Raw genomic sequence first — 18538 nt, 5'->3', positions numbered from 1 at the left:
AGGAGCTCCCGTCATGAATTCTATTTCAACAACCATTACTCTGCAAATTCCTGACTTCCTCTATCAGCGCTTGGTCAACACTGCCCAAGCAACTGAACGCTCTCTTGAAGCTGTCATGCTCCATGCTTTACAAATTGGTAGTCCCCCCAATTGGTCTGATGTACCTGAAGAATTTCAAGGAGATCTAGCTGCCTTAGATAGGTTGGAAGACCAAGCTTTGTGGCCCATCGCCCAGAGTAAAAAAACACCGGAAGAAATGGAGCGTCACTACTGGTTGTTAGCTCAAAATCAAGAGCGTTCTTTAACAGATGCAGAACAGATTGAACTTGAGCAGCTTAAGATTTCAGCAGATCGTTTTATGCTACGCAAAGCTCATGCAGCGGCTCTCCTGAAATGGCGCGGTTACCCAGTACCTCAAAGTATTGTCTAACCTCATGGCCTATATTCCAATCTCTTTGAAGAATGAGATTGATCGCCAAGATCGCCGTTATTGTTGCTATTGCCAAACCAGTGAGGCAAATAGTGGTATTCCTTTAACTTACGATCACATTTTCCCACAATCTAAAGGGGGAAAGAGCATATTTTCCAATGTTTGCCTCGCCTGCTATACCTGCAACCAATTTAAATCGGATACAACTGTTGCCCTCGACCCTTTAACCAATCAAACTGTTCACTTATTTAATCCCCGCACTCAGAATTGGGATGAACATTTCTCATGGAATGTGGATTTCACAAAAATTCAAGGACTAACCCCTGTGGGACGAGTAACAGTCATTACGCTCAAAATGAATAATCCCCTTGTTGTAGAAGCACGGTTTCGATGGACAATTAATGGTTGGCATCCCCCATCTTTTCTAGGGGAAAGATGAGCATATCGTACTTTCTATCAAAACTTCCTGAAATTTGAGAACCCCCGTGCTTTAGCCGGGGGATGAAAAAGAGAGACTGGATTTATCCAGTCGTGTCCTCTATTTGGCTTCTAACCCAACGTTCTATAAGCTCTCCGGCACTGGTGTTTGAGTCCTTCGCGGAAAGCTGCAACCACTTCCACACAGTATCTGTGAACATGATAGTGTGTGGTTTTTTGATCTCGTCATAGTATACAGGAATTCCTCTCATTCTTTTTTGAGATTTAGATCTGTTTTTGTTTGACATTACTAGACCATACGTATACACTAGTAGTATGATAACAAAAGGGTCGAGGTTGTCAAATGTACAAGACGATCCCAATAAAAGCTAACTTTTCAAACGAAGAGAAAGTGTTCTGGGAGTTTCAGTGCCAGCAAGCTAACAGCCTGTTTAATTGCGCTGTTTACTATGCAAAACAAAAACACTACAAGTGGCTTGAGGAACAAAAAGCTTATACTACCTACTGGCGTGGAGATGAGCTAAGGGCAGGGTGGAAAACCTACAAATGTACGACTAAATACCCTGAAATAGACAAAGCTCTAAAAATGTCGCCCCACTATAAGGCGATGGCGGCTCAATCTGCACAGCAAACTTTAAAAACTGTAGGGGAAGCGATCTCTAGCTATAACAAACTAGTGGGTTTGTACTACCAAGGAAAAGTAGATAGACCTAGGTTCCCTCGCTATAGAAAGTCTGGAGGTTTTGCTGCGGTGACTTTCCCTCGGCAAGCCCTCATATACAAAGAAGGTTTGTTTCACCCCTCCGTTAGCAAGGAAAGCAAGCCTGAATTATTAGTTCAAATAGCATTATCTCCTCCAGATTTCATTGATCCTGATTGGGTGAAAGAGGTTACCGTTCGTCCTTACTACGGACAGCTATGGATAGATTGGGTTATTGATGATAGAAAGCAACCAGTAACTGATAATCCAAATCTTGATTACTCTAACGCGATTGGAATAGACCATGGTGGCGATAACTGGCTAACCTGCGTTTCGACCTTAGGAAAGAGCTTTATTATTGACGGTCGAAAGCTTAAGTCAATGAACCAAGGTTACTGTCGCCTTGTGGCTAAGTATAAGTCAGGAAAGTCGGAAAAGTACTGGGACTCCCATCTGGATAAAATTCAGTTGAAGCGGAATAATCAGATGCGGGACGCCATAAATAAAGCGGCTAGATTCCTCGTTAATCGTTGCCTAAATGATGGAATAGGTAATTTGGTTTTTGGTTGGAACGAAGGACAGAAAAGCCTTTCTAACATGGGAAAGAAAGGAAACCAACAGTTTGTCCCCATTCCTACTAAGCGACTAATTGAAAGGTTAAAGCAGCTTTGTCCTGAATATGGAATAAATCTGATTGTCACTGAAGAATCCTATACAAGCAAAGCGTCTTTCTTGGACGGTGATTCATTACCAAAACATGGTGCAAAACCCAGCGGATGGATCCCTTCAGGAAAAAGAGTTAGGCGTGGGTTGTACAGGACTGCCTCCGGAAAGTTAATTAACGCCGATTTGAACGGCGCTGCTAACATACTCCGTAAAGTAACCACACAGCCAATCGACCTGGCCAAGGTGGGTAGCGGGATTTTGACAGTTCCACATCGATATAATTTGTTCACTAACCTGTCTAAATTATATCGACATAAGGGTGAAGCGGTACGGGTTTACCCTACCGCGTAACATCCTTTGAGAATCCCCCGTGTTTTAACCGGGGGAGATGTCAATTTCACCACACCCTACACCCCACACCCTACACCCTACCCCCTGAGCTACAGAGTTCCTGAACCGAGTGCGGCCTGGGGTACATTAGCTTTGGTTGGTGCCTTCGGTGTGGGTTCAGTTCTAAAGCGCCTGCCTAAAGCAAGCAGAAAGCTGATCAACTGATGCCATCACGATAATATAGCCATTGAGTTACTCAGAGCATAGGTATGTAGCGCTACAGTAAACTTAAGTTATGGGATTGACCTTGGCCTTTGGGCACGCTTCGCGATTGACCGTAGGCCACGCTACGCGATTGACCGTAGGTCACGCTACGCGATCGCTTTTGATTCCCAAGCAGTAATACCTAATGTCACTTAACTCAACTCCATCCCTGGAACTCTATAGCACTACCTATTAAGGTGTTTGACATTTATACAATCAGCAAAAGCTGTTGTAGTCAACTTTTGCCTCTAGCATGCATGCCTCTTGCCTTGCCCATAGCGCTATACTAATGATTCTGATTCCACCCAAGATAAACCTTGGGTGGAATTGTTTTATGACGTTTTCTCAGGTCTAGCTTTCAAGGGAGCGACGCACAAGCAACAAAAATATAACTAATTTAATTTTGGTTATAACAACCTAGAGATTTGTTCAGGTTTACTTGATACTTGTTATGACTTGACCCACTAGTAGGGTTATTTTTAAAATCAACCAAGACACAACTGAATTACTTTTGTCACTTTTTTAATTGATTAACCCCTTGAAATCCTAGAATAAATCCCAGATTATAGTCATGGAATAAGGCAATAAAACCTCTAAACACCTAGTATATATATACTTGCAATCGACCAAGATATAACTGAATTACTTTTGTCACTTTTTTCCTTGATTAACCCCTTGCAATCCTGGAATAAACTCGAGAGGATAGTCATGGGATGAGGCAATAAAAGGTCTAATCCTAAACAAGACAACTTGACTGAATAGGACATTTACTAATGGCTAACATTACAATCTCTGACCTCGCTATTTCACCTGTTTCTGAAAGCTTCATTACTGAACTCAATGAGCATAGCATGAACGGTATCCTCGGCGGATGTAAGGTAAAATACAGAAGAAATGGTTCAATTAGAAAGATCAAAAACTGCACTCCATCTCAAATACAAGCAATACTAGAAGCTTATAACTAGGTGTTCTGAGAAATTACGTAATTAGGTATAAAATAATCCTCTGGTATCTATCAGAGGATTACTTTATTAATTCAGCAATATCTCCTAAATTTACTTCTCTAACTTTGATTCCATATTTTTCACCACCTCAATTTTCCCAATTTGTTGCTTGAGCCATCCACTAAACAAATCCGAGATAATCTGATAGCGCAGCTGATCATCCAATTCCCCTTGAACAATCTCTTCCACCAAAATCAAATGCACCCCCTGAGCAGTCACAATCGGCTTAAGCACTTCTGGGGGATTAGCAGCAAAAACAGCAGCGGAAATTTCTGGCTTCAAATCGTTACGGTACATTATCCCCCGATAGCCAAGTTTTCGACGTAACTCCTGATCCTGGATATACTCGTGAGCCACATCATAAAAACTGACATCCCCTTCCTGAATTTCATAGAAAAGTTCCAGAGCCAAATCCTGATCATCTAATACCACTTCATACATCACCACACCGGCATAATCCAACTGATTTTCATAAAAATAAGACTCAACGTTATCCGCAAATAAATGATCAGCTAACTTTCCAGAGGTAACCGTGTCATAGACAACTTCTTCAAAATCATCCAGAGACATACCACGTTGTTCTAACCAAGCCCAAGTTTCCTCAGCACTACTGAGGTTGTTCATTAATCGCGTTTGGTCAGCTACTTCCTGAAGTTCTTCAACCTCAATAGTTATCCCCGCTTGATCCACAGCATCCTTGATCACCTGACGATTAAGAATCTCCTCAACTAGATCAGGAATATTACCCGATAGCTTAACTTGATGCCAAATATCTTCCTTAGTAATAGTTATATTTTGTTGGGAATTAACCATAAGTTTTGACCTAATTTACTTCTTGATTAGTGGTTTTATAATTATCAGTTTAGATGTGAAACTAGAAGTTATGGGGACAGGGAACAGGGAACAGGGAACAGGGAACAGGTAAGTCAGAGGATATCTGAAAAGTTTTTTTATACTGAATTTTGCCCCCCTAGCCCCCCAACTTTGGGGGGAACAAGAGTCAATTTGCTTCTAAAAGTCCCCCGCCCCCCTAACCCCCCAATTCTGGGGGGAATTAGCGGATGCTTCGCTTTTTTACAGATGGGGATTTAGGGGGCTTGGATGTAGCAAATGAGACTTCTCAGACAACCTCTCAGAAGAGGGAAGTCGGAAGTCGGATAAAGATCAATTTCATCTGGCAATAGAAAGCTAATATCATTTTATGACAATTACCTTTAATAAAAATATCCCCCATCTCCCCATCTCCCTATCTCCCTATCTCCCCATCTCCCTATCTCCCCCTCTCCCCACCCTCCCCNTGGGGGAACAAGAGTCAATTTGCTTCTAAAAGTCCCCCGCCCCCCTAACCCCCCAATTCTGGGGGGAATTAGCGGATGCTTCGCTTTTTTACAGATGGGGATTTAGGGGGCTTGGATGTAGCAAATGAGACTTCTCAGACAACCTCTCAGAAGAGGGAAGTCGGAAGTCGGATAAAGATCAATTTCATCTGGCAATAGAAAGCTAATATCATTTTATGACAATTACCTTTAATAAAAATATCCCCCATCTCCCCATCTCCCTATCTCCCTATCTCCCCATCTCCCTATCTCCCCCTCTCCCCACCCTCCCCACACTTCTTTTAGTTATAGATTTACAAATATGAAATGCACCCAACATCTACAACTTCAACCCTCCCTGCTGTAACTTCTTAAAGGGATCGAGAATAAAATCAATAATCCGACGCTGGCGCACAATCACCTCAGCCATGGCCGTATCTCCAGGACGCAAGGGAATACACTTATCAGCCGAAGCTATACAATCCTGCTTCAGTTCAATTTCTAAATCATAAACTGCTCTTTTACCATTAGGAGTATCCACCTCAGAGGTAGTAGGAGAAATGTCTACTAACTGTCCTGCTACGACTCCATAATCCTGAAACGGATAGGCATCAAATTTAAGCTTCACTGGCATTCCTGTCTCTAAAGAACCACTTTCAGTCGTTGCCATCTGCCCTCGAATTACCAACACCGAACCTGAGGGTGCAATTTCCGCCACCATAGTTCCTGACTGCACTACCGCTCCAGCCGCTTGAATCGGTAATTCAAACACCGTACCACTGACCGGTGCCTTTAACACTCGTTGCTTTAACTGAAGCTGCAACGAGTTAATCTCACCCTTACTTTGAGCAATTTCTGAATTGAGGGTAGTTATTTGTGTATCCAAATTCTTCAATTGTTCCTCCACCCTCAGCAGCGCTAATTTACCCGAGTGGCTCAGAGTCTGATAACTTCTTTGTTGTTCCTTTAGTCGTAACTGTGCCTGTTCAATCTCTGCTCGCGCTTGTCGAAGGCTTCGTTCATAACTACTCTGTTGTTCAGTTAGACGTAACTTACTCTGCTCAATCTCTGACTTGGTTTGTTCATACAACCGTTGCCTCTCCTGTAGCAAATCTTCCCGGTCTACTACTTGGATTTCCGAAACAATGCCTTCCTGATAGGCATCCTTGTAACGGTTCACCTCCCGCTCAGCATTATCCAAACGATTCTCAATTATATTAAAAGACTTTTGACTAAGTTTAAAGGTCTGACGCGCCTGATTAACTTGAGCTAACTTTTCTTCTTGTTGTAAATCATAGGAATTCTTCAGAGCCTCCAGATTCTGTAGCGCTTGGTCTACTTGTGTTTGTTTTTCCAACACTTGAGCTTGATTTTGTTGCTGCTGAGTTGCCAATGCTACCACTAATTGATTTTTCAGCAACTCTAACTGAGACAAGCGATTTAAGTGACCTTTTAACTTATCTTGTACTTGCCTTAGCTCTGAATTAACTAACTCAGATTCTAATACTAATAACTGTTGTCCAGCGTCTACTTTATCTCCCTTTTTTACCTTAATATATTCTACGGTTCCCGCCACAGCTGCATCCAGCCTCACCGTGTTTCCTTTCGGTTCTAGTCTTCCCCTAGCCGTACCGGTTTCATCCACTTGAGATAGTATAGCCCAGGGCAAAATCAGGCCAACAAATGTGATTAGAAAGTACATCAGTCCCCTTGTCCAAACTTGGGGTAAACTATCGAGTAGTTCTTGAGTGGCCTCAGACCAATCATCCCGAGATGAAGCTGGTGTTGGAGAAGTCAAGGTTTCTTGGTGTTGTTGGGGGGCAGGATCTCCGTTTACTTGTCTGTTTAATGTATTTGGCATGGGTTTAGTGATTAGTAATTAGTGATTTAGCAAATAAAACAGGGAGTAGGGAGTAGGGAGTAGGGAGTAGGGAGTAGGGAGTAGGGAGTAGGGAGTAGGGAGTAGGGAGTAGGGAGTAGGTAACTAGTGATTAGTTATTGGTCAAAACTGTTAGACGTTATTTGATAGCGTTTATTGCATTTATGAGGTACGCTTATCAGCCTGAAAGTCCCCCTTAATAAGGGGGATTTAGGGGGATCCCTTTGTCCTTCATGGGAGAGAGAATTGCTATATAACTCATCACTCAATTTCATCAGCCTTAAATTGCTGTTGATTCAGATAATAATAATGTCCCCGTTTTGCCATTAACTCTTTATGGGTTCCCCTCTCAATCAATACTCCTCTATCCATCACTAAAATTAAATCCGCATTCCGGACTGTAGATAAGCGATGAGCAATGACTAATGTTGTCCTCCCTTTGAGAATCTGATTTAAATTATTCTGAATAATCCGTTCGGATTCGGCATCTAAATGGGAGGTGGCTTCATCTAACACTAATAACTTAGGATTCCCTAATAAAGCTCTTGCGATCGCAATCCGTTGCCGTTGTCCACCAGACAACATTCCTCCCCCTTCCCCAATCTGGGTTTCATAGCCCATGGGCAACTGTTTAATAAATTCATCAGCACCCGCTAATCGTGCTGCTTCCATAATCTCGTCTAAACTAGCAGCGGGATGACCTAAGCTAATATTTTCCCGAATGGTTGCACCAAACAAAAACGTATCTTGGTCTACTACTCCCACTTGCGATCGCAAAGACCCTAAGGACAAACTCGTAATATCGAGTTGATCAATTAAGACTTTACCATCCGTAGGAGGATACAATCCCAATATCAATTTAGAAATCGTAGTTTTCCCAGACCCACTGCGTCCCACTAGGGCTACCATTTGTCCTGGTTTCACTTCAAAGGAAAGATTTTCCAGTACATTTATCTCACTTTCTGGGTGATAGCGAAAGGTTACCTTATCAAAGCAAATGTGACCTTTAATTGGGGGTAACGATTGACGCGCCTGCTGCTGCAAATCCTCCTCTGGTTCAGCATCCAACACATCATTAATCCGTTCCATAGCAATTACTACTTCCTGGAATTCATTCCATAACACGGTTAACCGCTGGAAGGGAGTAATCACATTTCCTAGCAGCATATTAAAGGCCACTAATTGCCCAATCGTTAGCTGATTTTGAATTACTAACCACGCTCCATACCAGAGTAGGGCTGTTGTGGCCACGGCTTCAATAGCATTGCTAAAAATTTGGAGGCGATTGCTGATAACTTGCCCAGTAAATCCCTGTTTTATCTCCTTATTTAATAACTCCTCCCAATGCCAACGTACTGTTTGTTCTACTGCTGTTGATTTTACCGTTCGGACACCAGAAAGGGTTTCAATCAGATAGCTATTCTCTTTGGCGTAAGCCTGAAATATTTCCCGGGAAATCTTCCGTAAAAACGGTGTCGCGATTAAGGCTAGTAGGAAAAATGGCGGCACAATCACTAAGGCCAATAACGCCATTTTCCAACTGTACCAAAACATCAATCCTACATAGATAAATACCGTTAGTAAATCCAGCAGAATTGATAAGGCTTCACCGGTCAGGAACTGCTCAATCTTGCGGTTTTCCTGGACTCGTGATATAATGTCACCAACATAGCGGGACTCGAAAAACGAAAGAGGCAACCGCAGTGTATGGCGAATAAATCCTACAATCAGCGCTGCATCTACTTTATTAGCCGTGTGGTCTAGTAGATATTGCCGCAATCCCATCATCGCGACTCGAAATAGGCTAAACATCAGTAGCCCTAACCCTACCGCCATTAAGGTTAGCCCAGAGCGCTGCACCACGACTCGGTCTAAAATTAGCTGGGTAAATAGAGGTGTAATTAATCCAAATATCTGGATAAATAAGGAAGCGATAAACACTTCGAGCACCACTACCCCATGGGGTTTCATTAACTCAAAGAATTGCCAGAAGGTAGTAGTGGTCTCTTTAGCATCCTTGAGTAACGCAGTCGGTTGTAGCAGCAGTGCATAACCGCTCCAATCTGCTTTAAATTGCTGGTGGCTGAGGGTACGTTGACCAATGGCTGGGTCAGCAACAATAACGGAATTTTTGGTTATTTGATAAACAACAATATAATGTTTACCTTCCCAGTGAACAATGGCTGGTAGTTTTTGTTTGGCTAGCTGGTCAAGACTAGCTTTAACCGGACGAGTAGAAAAGCCAATACTTTCTGCTGCTGCTGATAATCCCCGCAGTGATGCACCATTACGGTCTACATTAGCGATATCTCGCAAACGATTCACACTAAACCGTTTTCCCCAATAGCTAGATACCATTACCAAACAGGCGGCACCACAGTCAGAACCACTCTGCTGGGCAAAAAATGGATAGCGTCGGATTACCCGTTGCCATAAATGTCCCACTCGTTGATTAGGATTGGGAAAATAGGCTTTACTAATCGTTTTGGCAGGTGTGGATGGGGCAGTCGCTGATGGGGTTATGGGCTGGGGTGATGGAGTGGGCTGGGTGTCGGAGTCAACCAGTACTGAATTTTGCCTACGGGCGTACTCATACAGATGGTCTCGGATGCGAGGATATTTGCTAATTAGTGGAAACAACAACTCAGGGGTGAGATAGCAAAGCTGAAGATTCCGAGAAGCCCTCGCTGAGTAAGGCGAAAAGGATGCATCGGGAAAAAAGGTAGATTCCCCAAACGAGTCTCCCTCTGTCAAGGTGGCAAATTTTTCCCCAGCACTGTTGAGTAATCTAACCTTGCCGGTCATCACGATATAAATACCAGCTTCCGCCTGTTCAGCTTGCCAAAACTGGCCGACTTTTGGTTCGATAAATTTTATCTGTTTGAGAATCCGGGAAAATTCGGCATCATTAAAGGAATGCCCTAGGGTATCCCTCAGCTGCTGAGAAGAAATTGGGGCTAAATTTTGAACCATAATCCTCTAAACCTAAAAAATCTTCGAGGGAGAGTTAGCGATCTAGATGGCAGGGTCGCTATATCCAGGCAAAATCCTGTGGTAATATGAAGGCAATGTAAAGTTATGAAAAACTCACTGTCTTAATGCAGTCGCTCATGGCCCATGGGTCTGTGTGCGGAACCTGCGTCCGCACCTGTCTTGATGCAGTCGCTCATGGGGGGAACCCCCTTTGGCGGCGCTGCATCGCTCTCCAGCCCCGTGGAAACCAAGCCAGTTGCTCATGGGGGAGACCCCCACAGGTCGGCACTGGCTCCCCAAGACCGCTTAGGTGCCCTTGACCTAGGCGAAAATTCCCCACGGGTCGAACCTCTGCATCGCTTTATATTTGGGTTGCCATTCGAGCTTCATACCGAAACAACAGAATTTTTCTAGGGTTTTGCCACCACCAAACTAATCAATCAAAGTATGATGGTTGCGGTGCGACAAGGCGCGAGGTTCAAACCCCCACTGGAAAGCGCACCAACAGAAAGGCGCGAAATTAAAAATTGAAGTAAACCCACAGTTGTTAAGAAGAGCCTGCCGGATGTAGGAGTCTGTTGACAGGGTTAAAGTCAACGTGGTTTTAACCCTCGGGCGTTGGGCTAACCACAGAATCAACACTGTTTTAACCCGTTAAGATGTCAATATCAACCAATTTCAAGGAAATTAAATAACCAAGATGGAAGAAGAATCCTATTCTTACCGGTAGTCTGGGTATTATATAACAGAAGATTGTTCTGTGAAAAGCGTTTTTACTATCGCTAGACAAAAAACCAAGACTATCAAAGAAGCTAGTCAGTGGACTTTAGATCGGATACTTCAAGAGCATCCAGGTCCCGAATCGCAATCCGATTACTAGGCTGATTGAGATTGCTACTCTCGTTTTCTTGGATAGGTTTCCCTTTAGTAGACAGCCCCATTTGTTTAAGCAGCCGATTCACATGCTGAGGGGTTATTTTAATTCCCAACTCTTTCGCTAGATGTTTACTTAACCACCCCGCTGTCCAACGCTCAAAGGCATAACCAAATTCTTTTGGACCACGGCTGACCAGTTCTCGCAACCGTGCCAGATAGTGATCATTTACTGCTTTAGGGCGACCAATGGGATGATCATTCCACTTATGGGCTTGACCCATACGAGCCATAAAAATCCAATGGCGTACTGTAGCGGCACAACACCCTAGGGCTTTACAAATTTGAACTTGGCTTTTCCCTTCATCCGCTAGCAGCATAATTTCGATACGCTGACGATACTGTTGTGGTAAATCCGATTGCAGATTTTTTTGTAGCAGTTTGCGCTGAAACGGTGTCAAACAAAGACCTACAGAAATGCGTTCGCGTAGCGTGGCCGTAGGCCAATCGCTCTTAGTTTCCGATGTCAATTGATGGTGTGATATTGGTTTCATTGATTAGACGTTGGCATAAGTAGGGAGAAACAATCGGCCAAAGTCTATAGTTGCACATTCATACACCAATATAAACTAACTTTGTTGCCAAATTGGCACTTTTTTTTATTAATAAAAATTAATTTATAATGAAAATTATTTATTTTTGTAGACTAAAGTGATATAATCATCCTGAATCTTTAAGACAAAAGCACAGCAATTTGATGATATGGTGCTTGCCCATATCCTCGTGATCAGTTGTGGGAAAATCTAATGTGGGCGAATCTAATTAATTTGCCGATCTCAGCTGATGGGCAGATGGGGGCATGGGGGCATGGGGAGAGTTATTGACGTAATATATTCCGTTTAAATTCTGATTAGCTTAGGGATTGATCCTAAGTGAGTCATAGGTCATGGAGAAAAGATGAAGGATGAAGGGTGAAGTATCAAGTATGAAGTATCAAGTATGAAGTATCAAAGGTGAAGTGGAGCGATAGAACCTATGGCTCCTATGTTGATTAGACCCAATTAGCAATCACCAATTACAATCAATGACTAAATGAAACATGGACTTGATGCCTACGCTCACTTGGACTCCCCCATCCACAGTTGGGAACCTCGTGCCAAGCTAATTGCCCTACTGACCCTAATTTTCGCGTTTTCCTTTGTACAGCATTTGATAGTGCTACCACCGATGGTGGCTCTGACCCTAATTTTTTATCGAGTCTCTCGCCTGCCACTGTCTTTTCTGTTGAATCGGTTGCGCTATCCGGGATTGTTTCTGTTAGGGATTACACTGCTACTCCCCTTCACAGTAGGCACTACCGTGATCATTCAGCTCGGTCCAATCGCCGTGCGGCAGGAAGGACTGCTAACCCTAGTGCTGATTGCCACCCGTTTCTTATGTATTCTCACCATTAGTGTGATTTTATTTGGGACCGCACCCTTTTTGACCAACATCAAAGCTATGCGATCGCTTGGTCTGCCCTCACTGGTTGCGGATATGACTCTGTTGTCTTACCGCTATATTGAGCAATTTAGTAACGACCTAGCTAAAATGAAGCGGGCAATGCAGCTGCGAGGTTTTCGTGGCAAAGGACCAAAGCTTTCATGGCAGGAATTTGGAGGTCACCCAGTTGCTTCGTTACTGGAATTCTTCGCCCGTAGTTACCGTAACCTTAGAGTTTTAGCTTCCCTAACCGGAACACTTTTGGTACGCAGTTACCAGCAATCCCAGCAAGTCTATCAAGCGATGATTTTACGAGGGTATAGTAACACCTCTCAATTTATGGTTTCTGAGAGTTCTGGTGTGACAATAGGGAGTAGAACACAGAGCTTTTCATTACCCCTTCCTAGGGGAAAGCGTAGGTCGTCTAGTACAAACACTGCTGGTTTCCACCACTACATTGCTTTGGGACTCACTAGCTTGATTTCAGTAGGATTTGTGATCGCAGAAATTCTGTTAACACAAGCATGACCGAAGCGAATTCAGACTAATCAATGATGACTAATTCATGGTCATCAAATCAAGGTAATATTGATTCCGGTTAATGACTTATAAGTTTAGGGTTTGGGTTGGGGTTTTGTTAATTTAAATTAAATAAAATTAACACTTAAATTAACACTTCACAAAATTCCCTCACCCCGACTATAAGTGATTAGCCGTAATTAAGATGGCTGAGAATTTATCCTAGCCTACAGCGAACGCTATCAGGCGAAACGACTTCATTCTTGGCCTTAAGGCCGTAGGCCACGCTGCGCGAACGGCCACGCTACGCGAACAGACTTCATCCTTCAGACTTTTACCGTGACCCAGCAAAAACAAGAATTTTTTTACCGAGAAGATTACATTGAACCCTATCAGTCATCTACTTCGTTACACTACGCCCTTGCCATTGATAGTCTGTATTTTTCCTACCCAGACCAACCGGATAGTTTACGCAATATCAATCTCACCATTAAGCCAGGGGAACGGATAGGTTTGATTGGGCCGAATGGTGCTGGTAAAACTACCCTATTTCTGACCATCTGCGGCGTTTTAAAACCAACTAGGGCAAGAGGGATGCTGTTATTTGGCAAACCAGTGGTAGCGGGTGAGTTTCGCCCAGAAATTGGTCTGGTGTTTCAGAATCCCGATGACCAGTTATTTTCCCCCTCGGTCTGGGATGACGTAGCGTTTGGACCAGAGAATATGGGGTTACCAGCGGTTGACGTGGAGCAGCGAGTTCAACAAGCCCTATCCCTGACGGGTGTGGAACACTTAGCGGCTCGAGTTCCCCACAACCTGTCTGGGGGTCAGAAGTGTATGGTAGCGATCGCAGGGGTTTTAGCCATGGGTCCATCCCTAGTGCTGTACGATGAACCCAGTGCCAATCTTGACCTTCGTTCCCGGCGTCGCTTGATTAGCTTTTTGAAAGGGTCCGAGGAGACAATACTGATTTCCTCCCATGACCTAGAACTGATTTTAGAAGTATGCGATCGCGTTTTGCTACTTGACGAAGGGCAAATTATTGCTGATGGTCCTCCTCAACAGGTGATGGCTAATCAGCAGCTGATGGAGTCTCATGGTTTGGAAAAGCCTCACTCTATAGTTTCAGTTATAAGTAACCCTTGAAAAGTTAGTTAGTCGTTGGCGGTTGACTGTTGATTGTTAACCGTCAACAATGATTAACTTGGTCAGCAGGATGGTGCTGGAGTACTTCAATTACCTTCCCCACTTAAAAACCGCTGCTCCCCAAGTCAATCCTGCACCAAAGCCGGAGATAGCTATAATGTCTCCTGATTTAATTTTCTCAAGCCGCACTGCTTCATCCAACACTATAGGTATAGAAGCCGCTGAGGTATTACCATATTGGGCGAGATTACTTAGAACCTTGTGCTTAGGAATCTTAAGACGTTGGGCAACTCCATCCAGAATCCGCTGATTAGCTTGATGCAAGAGCAGCCAATCCACCTGTTCAGTGCTGATATCGGCTCGGAATAATGCTTTTCCAATCACTTCCGGTACCTTTTGCACCGCAAAGCGATAAACCTCTTTGCCACTCATGGTAATGGGTTGATAAGTGCCTTTAGCAACTGTCAAACCCTTGACTATTTCCTGCTGTTGTGATTCATAGGCTAACTGAAGACAGCTATTCTGGGTACCATCACTACACAGTGCAAATCCCAGTAAGCGATCGGATTGATTTGCCTGCAAAACTACAGCCCCAGCACCATCTCCAAATAGTACACAAGTACTTCGGTCTGACCAATCCACCCACCTCGAGAGAATATCGGCACCAATCAGTAAGACATTTTGGTACAGGCCAGTGCGGATAAATTGGGACGCTGTAACCAGTCCAAAGACGAACCCAGAGCAGGCTGCGGTTATATCAAAGGCAACTGCTTTTGAGGCTCCCAGGTGTGCCTGAACTTGATTAGCACTACCAAACAGATCATCTGGGGTTGAGGTGGCTAGGATAATCAGATCTAGGTCTTCAGGAGCAATTCCAGCCATAGCGATCGCATTCCTTGCTGCCCCAGTAGCCATCTCACTTAGACTCCCTTGTGCATCCACCAGATGCCGTTGCCGAATTCCGGTACGAGTGGTAATCCACTCATCCGATGTATCAACCATTTGGCTTAGTTGATGGTTATCGAGGGTAACCTCTGACGCTGCGGAACCACTTCCGGTAATAGCAATGCCTGTTCCTAGTTGATTCAAGGCTCTTCTCCATCAGTTGCATCCCATGTTTTTCTCTTCCCAAGTTCGCTGCTTAGGGAGAAGGCGAAAAGACTGGTCATTGGTCAATCTTGCCATCACAGCCACTGTAAACTACACTATACAAGCCTTACACGGTTATGGTGTGGGGCTTGTGCCACGCTCAAGCTCAAAATTTCCTAGTTTAACGAAACCCTAGATGTTATTAGGTGGATTTTCTCCATATAGTTATCCGTTAAATACCAGAATTTGCTGCTAAAGCTACCGGAGTTTACCTAAATGGCTATAAGGATGAGTGTAACACCAGACTTGATCAGCTACTAAAAATTTAGTCGGCATTTTGTTATGGTCACATTTTGTTGACATTGTCAAGAATAACAGTTAACTATGAACTGTCAACCGTCAACCGCCAACCGTCAACAAAAAAACTGTTGCGCTAATGGTGGCCTTGAAATACCGATCAACCTATCATGGCTTACTCCTGACTGCTAGAATTACTAGCCACTGATTCGGGGGACTTTTTGAAGTGATTAGCTTTAATCCGCTCTAGTACTCGGTGATCAATGGCTTCTTGAGCCAACCGAATGGCGTTAAAAATCGATGGAGCTTGGGAGCTACCGTGACTAATAATACAAATTCCTGCCACCCCTAAGAGTAGAGCACCGCCATGTTCGGCATGATCCATACGCTGCTTAATCCGCTTCAAGTTGGGTTTTAACAACGCTGTACCTAGCTGACCTTGTATCCCTTGAGGCAGTTCTTCTCGGATAATTTGCAGCATCACCTCCCCTACTGCTTCGGCAAACTTGAGCAGTATATTGCCCACAAAGCCATCGCACACAATTACATCAAACTGACCTGAGAGTACATCTCTACCCTCAGCATTGCCAATAAAGTTTATTCTGGAATTCTTTCGTAGCAGTTGATGAGTACGGATGGCCAAATCATTGCCTTTACACTCTTCCTCACCAATGTTTAGCAGACCCACCTTAGGCTCTTCCATGCCCAAGACATACTTGCTATATACTGAGCCCATGATGGCAAACTGCTCTAGATATTTAGGGCGACAATCCACAATTGCCCCCACGTCCATTATAATCACTGGCTTGCCAGCCATGATGGTAGGAAAAACTGCGCCAATTGCGGGACGGTCAATCCCTGGCAGACGCCCTAAGCGCAATAGAGCCGCTGCCATGGCTGCCCCAGAGTGCCCAGCACAGACTACAGCGTCAGCACGTCCTTGCTTGACTAAGTCCATGGCTACGTTAATAGAAGCCTTGGGCTTACGCTTCAAGGTCACCAAGGGTTCTTCATCCATGGCAACGACACCATCAGCAGCTACAATTTCTATCTGACTTGATCCGTGGTGTTGGGAAATAGAGGATCTAATTTGCTCAGGATCCCCTACCAACAATACCTCTACCCCTAATTCAGCTTGTGCTCTAATAGCTCCAGCAACTATTTCATGGGGGGCATAATCCCCGCCCATAGCGTCTATTGCGATTCGTGCGCCAGTCGATGCCATTGCTCAAAGTTTATAGAAACCTTCCACATCTTACCAGAACCATTACCTGGAATAGTAAACAATGTGATCTGTTTAACTTGAGGTTTGGGACCGGTTAAGGCTTGGATGGTGACATGTTCTTAAAGTTACCGTAAGAATAGGGTCGCCTTATAACAACAGTTTTAACCCTTTTACCATAGCCGACCAACCATAAAGGCGACCCTATTCTAAGGTTTCGTCTTCTCAACAGAACTGTTCAGTAGCAGCATTGACTATCTAAAATAGAGCAGCCTCAAGAAACAAATGTGGTGTAGTGAATGCTAAAACAACTTGCTGCTGGGATCCTTGCCGGTGCGTTTGTCGTTATATCTGTGAAACTATGGAGAATTCTACAACCGATCAAACTTGATCAAGCTCAACTGATGGCTTGGCGGGATACCTCTTTGTTTAGCTTGCCAGCTGAACCAGACCCTTCTGCTGAAGCGATTGTGGCTGAATTCATAGGAAAATGGCGTGTTCAAGGTTCAGCAGTTAAGCAAGGAGTATGGATTCAATCGGGACTGACTAGACTGGCGACCCACCGGGGAAATGTTCCAATACCCGCAGCTTCAATCACAAAAATTGCCACTAGTCTAGCGGCATTACAGCAATGGGGACCAGCTCATCAATTTGAAACTAGAGTCAGTGCCACCGGAATAGTTAAAGATGGGGTATTGCAGGGAGATTTGGTAATTACTGGTGGTAGCGACCCGTTTTTTGTGTGGGAAGAAGCGATCGCATTGGGTAATAGCCTAAATCAACTGGGAATCCGCCGGGTCACTGGGAATTTAGTCATCATTGGCAATTTCACTATGAATGATAAGGACAACCCAGAAATAGCTGGTGGCCTACTCAAGCAAGCCTTAAAATCCAGCAGCTGGTCTTGGCAGATTCTCCGTCAGTATCAATCCATGGCCAAAGGAACCGAGAAACCCCAATTAGAAATTGCTGGTAATGTAGTTGTATCTGATACTCCCATTCCGAAGCAAGAATATCTGTTACTCCACAAGTCCTTGCCCCTGGTAGATATTCTTAGAGAGATGAACATCTACAGTAACAACGACGTATCTCAGATGTTGTCTCAAGCCATTGGCGGTGCTCAGACAACTGCTCGGTTGGCGGCTAGGTCAGCTGGTGTACCCAGTAGCGAAATTCAGTTGATTAATGGCTCTGGTTTAGGTATGGAGAATCGAATTTCCCCCCGTGCTGCTTGTGCTATGCTCATGGCTATTGAGCGCTTTTTACAGCCTTACCAGCTTAATCTTAGGGATGTTTTTCCCCTAGCTGGACGGGATACTAAGGGCACCATGCTCGACCGTAATATTCCCCCAGGGGCTGTGGTAAAAACCGGAACTCTCAGAGAAGTTAGTGCTCTAGCTGGTTTTCTCCCAACACGCGATCGCGGTTTAGTGTGGTTTGCCATCATTAATGGTGGCAACGATATCCTAGAATTTCGGGCAAAACAGGATCAGCTACTGCAACGCCTGTCTGTCGAGTGGGGTACCCTTACCCAAAAGAGTAGCAATCAAACCCATAAACCATTGATCATTGGTGATCCCAAGCGTATTGAAAAAATCAGCAGTGCCTTGCTGATTGAAAATAAAAAATAGCAAATAGATATCTAGTTGGCTTGACCGTTGACGGTCAACGGTCAACTTTGGTCAACGGTCAACGGTTGAGCAACGGCTCCAAAGCCAGTCTCAGCAATAAATTAATTTAGGCTACAGTCAACCTTAAACCTTTAACCTTCAACCTTGGCCAAAAGGCCACGCTACGCGAACAACCTTGGCCAAAAGGCCACGCTACGCGAACAACCTTGGCCAAAAGGCCACGCTCTTAACGGATGACAAGACAACTCTAGGCTATACATGACCAGGCTTTGGGAAAAT

General features: G+C 44.2%; 13 protein-coding genes. 7 read left to right on the top strand and 6 right to left on the bottom strand.

The window, feature by feature from the left end; translation table 11 throughout:
• Nucleotides 1-13 precede the first annotated feature (13 nt).
• The 3 genes from BJP37_RS02140 to BJP37_RS02125 all read left to right on the top strand — a co-directional run bounded on the left by BJP37_RS02140 (nucleotide 14) and on the right by BJP37_RS02125 (nucleotide 2585).
• Nucleotides 14-430 carry a hypothetical protein gene (locus BJP37_RS02140; RefSeq protein WP_075896106.1) on the top strand — a complete coding sequence of 139 codons (417 nt, stop codon included), beginning with the start codon at nucleotides 14-16 and terminating at the stop codon, nucleotides 428-430.
• A gap of 4 nt (nucleotides 431-434) precedes the next feature.
• Nucleotides 435-869: an HNH endonuclease gene (locus BJP37_RS02135; protein WP_075896104.1), complete on the top strand. Its 435-nt coding sequence runs from the start codon at nucleotides 435-437 to the stop codon at nucleotides 867-869.
• A 342-nt stretch (nucleotides 870-1211) separates the two neighbouring features.
• On the top strand, nucleotides 1212-2585 hold the full coding sequence (locus BJP37_RS02125) for an RNA-guided endonuclease InsQ/TnpB family protein (RefSeq protein ID WP_075896100.1): 1374 nt from the start codon (nucleotides 1212-1214) through the stop codon (nucleotides 2583-2585).
• 1298 nt (nucleotides 2586-3883) lie between these two features.
• Here the strand turns inward: BJP37_RS02125 and BJP37_RS02120 are convergent.
• The 3 genes from BJP37_RS02120 to BJP37_RS02105 all read right to left on the bottom strand — a co-directional run bounded on the left by BJP37_RS02120 (nucleotide 3884) and on the right by BJP37_RS02105 (nucleotide 10000).
• Complete coding sequence (locus BJP37_RS02120; RefSeq protein WP_075896098.1) at nucleotides 3884-4645, bottom strand: peptidylprolyl isomerase; 762 nt, start codon at nucleotides 4643-4645, stop codon at nucleotides 3884-3886.
• A gap of 843 nt (nucleotides 4646-5488) precedes the next feature.
• A complete protein-coding gene (locus BJP37_RS02110) occupies nucleotides 5489-7009 on the bottom strand; it encodes a beta-barrel domain-containing protein (protein ID WP_075896096.1) in 1521 nt (506 codons plus the stop codon).
• 279 nt (nucleotides 7010-7288) lie between these two features.
• Nucleotides 7289-10000 (bottom strand): peptidase domain-containing ABC transporter, encoded by a 2712-nt coding sequence (locus tag BJP37_RS02105; protein WP_075896094.1) that lies wholly within the window; start codon nucleotides 9998-10000, stop codon nucleotides 7289-7291.
• Nucleotides 10001-10183: 183 nt separating this feature from the next.
• On the opposite strand from BJP37_RS02105, the gene BJP37_RS02100 reads away from it, so the two are divergent.
• Nucleotides 10184-10414 (top strand): hypothetical protein, encoded by a 231-nt coding sequence (locus BJP37_RS02100; protein ID WP_143727426.1) that lies wholly within the window; start codon nucleotides 10184-10186, stop codon nucleotides 10412-10414.
• A gap of 398 nt (nucleotides 10415-10812) precedes the next feature.
• Here the strand turns inward: BJP37_RS02100 and BJP37_RS02095 are convergent, their stop codons facing one another.
• Nucleotides 10813-11427, bottom strand: a complete 615-nt coding sequence (locus tag BJP37_RS02095) for a helix-turn-helix domain-containing protein (protein WP_081431033.1) — start codon at nucleotides 11425-11427, stop codon at nucleotides 10813-10815.
• A gap of 538 nt (nucleotides 11428-11965) precedes the next feature.
• Here BJP37_RS02095 and cbiQ point away from each other — a divergent pair.
• Together cbiQ and BJP37_RS02085 are read left to right on the top strand one after the other, a co-directional pair.
• Nucleotides 11966-12883, top strand: coding sequence for a cobalt ECF transporter T component CbiQ (gene cbiQ, locus BJP37_RS02090; protein WP_075896090.1), 918 nt, complete (start codon nucleotides 11966-11968; stop codon nucleotides 12881-12883).
• A 372-nt stretch (nucleotides 12884-13255) separates the two neighbouring features.
• On the top strand, nucleotides 13256-14020 hold the full coding sequence (locus BJP37_RS02085) for an energy-coupling factor ABC transporter ATP-binding protein (protein WP_075905675.1): 765 nt from the start codon (nucleotides 13256-13258) through the stop codon (nucleotides 14018-14020).
• A 90-nt stretch (nucleotides 14021-14110) separates the two neighbouring features.
• On the opposite strand, the gene BJP37_RS02080 is transcribed toward BJP37_RS02085, so the two are convergent.
• Together BJP37_RS02080 and plsX are read right to left on the bottom strand one after the other, a co-directional pair.
• Complete coding sequence (locus BJP37_RS02080) at nucleotides 14111-15109, bottom strand: beta-ketoacyl-ACP synthase III (RefSeq protein WP_075896088.1); 999 nt, start codon at nucleotides 15107-15109, stop codon at nucleotides 14111-14113.
• A gap of 472 nt (nucleotides 15110-15581) precedes the next feature.
• Complete coding sequence (gene plsX / locus BJP37_RS02075; protein WP_075896086.1) at nucleotides 15582-16631, bottom strand: phosphate acyltransferase PlsX; 1050 nt, start codon at nucleotides 16629-16631, stop codon at nucleotides 15582-15584.
• 296 nt (nucleotides 16632-16927) lie between these two features.
• Between plsX and BJP37_RS02070 the strand changes: the two genes are divergently transcribed.
• On the top strand, nucleotides 16928-18259 hold the full coding sequence (locus BJP37_RS02070) for a D-alanyl-D-alanine carboxypeptidase (RefSeq protein WP_075896084.1): 1332 nt from the start codon (nucleotides 16928-16930) through the stop codon (nucleotides 18257-18259).
• The last annotated feature ends 279 nt before the right edge of the window (nucleotides 18260-18538 follow it).

It is taken from the genome of Moorena bouillonii PNG, assembly GCF_001942495.1.
Lineage (GTDB): Bacteria > Cyanobacteriota > Cyanobacteriia > Cyanobacteriales > Coleofasciculaceae > Moorena > Moorena bouillonii.
The sequence above is the reverse complement of the archived record's forward strand: the minus strand, read 5'-3'. Positions and strand labels throughout refer to the sequence as shown.

Bases quoted from the DNA above. Each gene is read 5' to 3' on its own strand.
- BJP37_RS02110 (WP_075896096.1), bottom strand. From the start codon at position 7,009: ATGCCAAATACATTAAACAGACAAGTAAACGGAGATCCTGCCCCCCAA.
- plsX (WP_075896086.1), bottom strand. From the start codon at position 16,631: ATGGCATCGACTGGCGCACGAATCGCAATAGACGCTATGGGCGGGGAT.
- BJP37_RS02100 (WP_143727426.1), top strand. From the start codon at position 10,184: ATGCAGTCGCTCATGGGGGGAACCCCCTTTGGCGGCGCTGCATCGCTC.
- BJP37_RS02125 (WP_075896100.1), top strand. From the start codon at position 1,212: ATGTACAAGACGATCCCAATAAAAGCTAACTTTTCAAACGAAGAGAAA.
- BJP37_RS02070 (WP_075896084.1), top strand. From the start codon at position 16,928: ATGCTAAAACAACTTGCTGCTGGGATCCTTGCCGGTGCGTTTGTCGTT.
- BJP37_RS02120 (WP_075896098.1), bottom strand. From the start codon at position 4,645: ATGGTTAATTCCCAACAAAATATAACTATTACTAAGGAAGATATTTGG.
- BJP37_RS02095 (WP_081431033.1), bottom strand. From the start codon at position 11,427: ATGAAACCAATATCACACCATCAATTGACATCGGAAACTAAGAGCGAT.
- BJP37_RS02105 (WP_075896094.1), bottom strand. From the start codon at position 10,000: ATGGTTCAAAATTTAGCCCCAATTTCTTCTCAGCAGCTGAGGGATACC.
- BJP37_RS02135 (WP_075896104.1), top strand. From the start codon at position 435: ATGGCCTATATTCCAATCTCTTTGAAGAATGAGATTGATCGCCAAGAT.
- cbiQ (WP_075896090.1), top strand. From the start codon at position 11,966: ATGAAACATGGACTTGATGCCTACGCTCACTTGGACTCCCCCATCCAC.
- BJP37_RS02140 (WP_075896106.1), top strand. From the start codon at position 14: ATGAATTCTATTTCAACAACCATTACTCTGCAAATTCCTGACTTCCTC.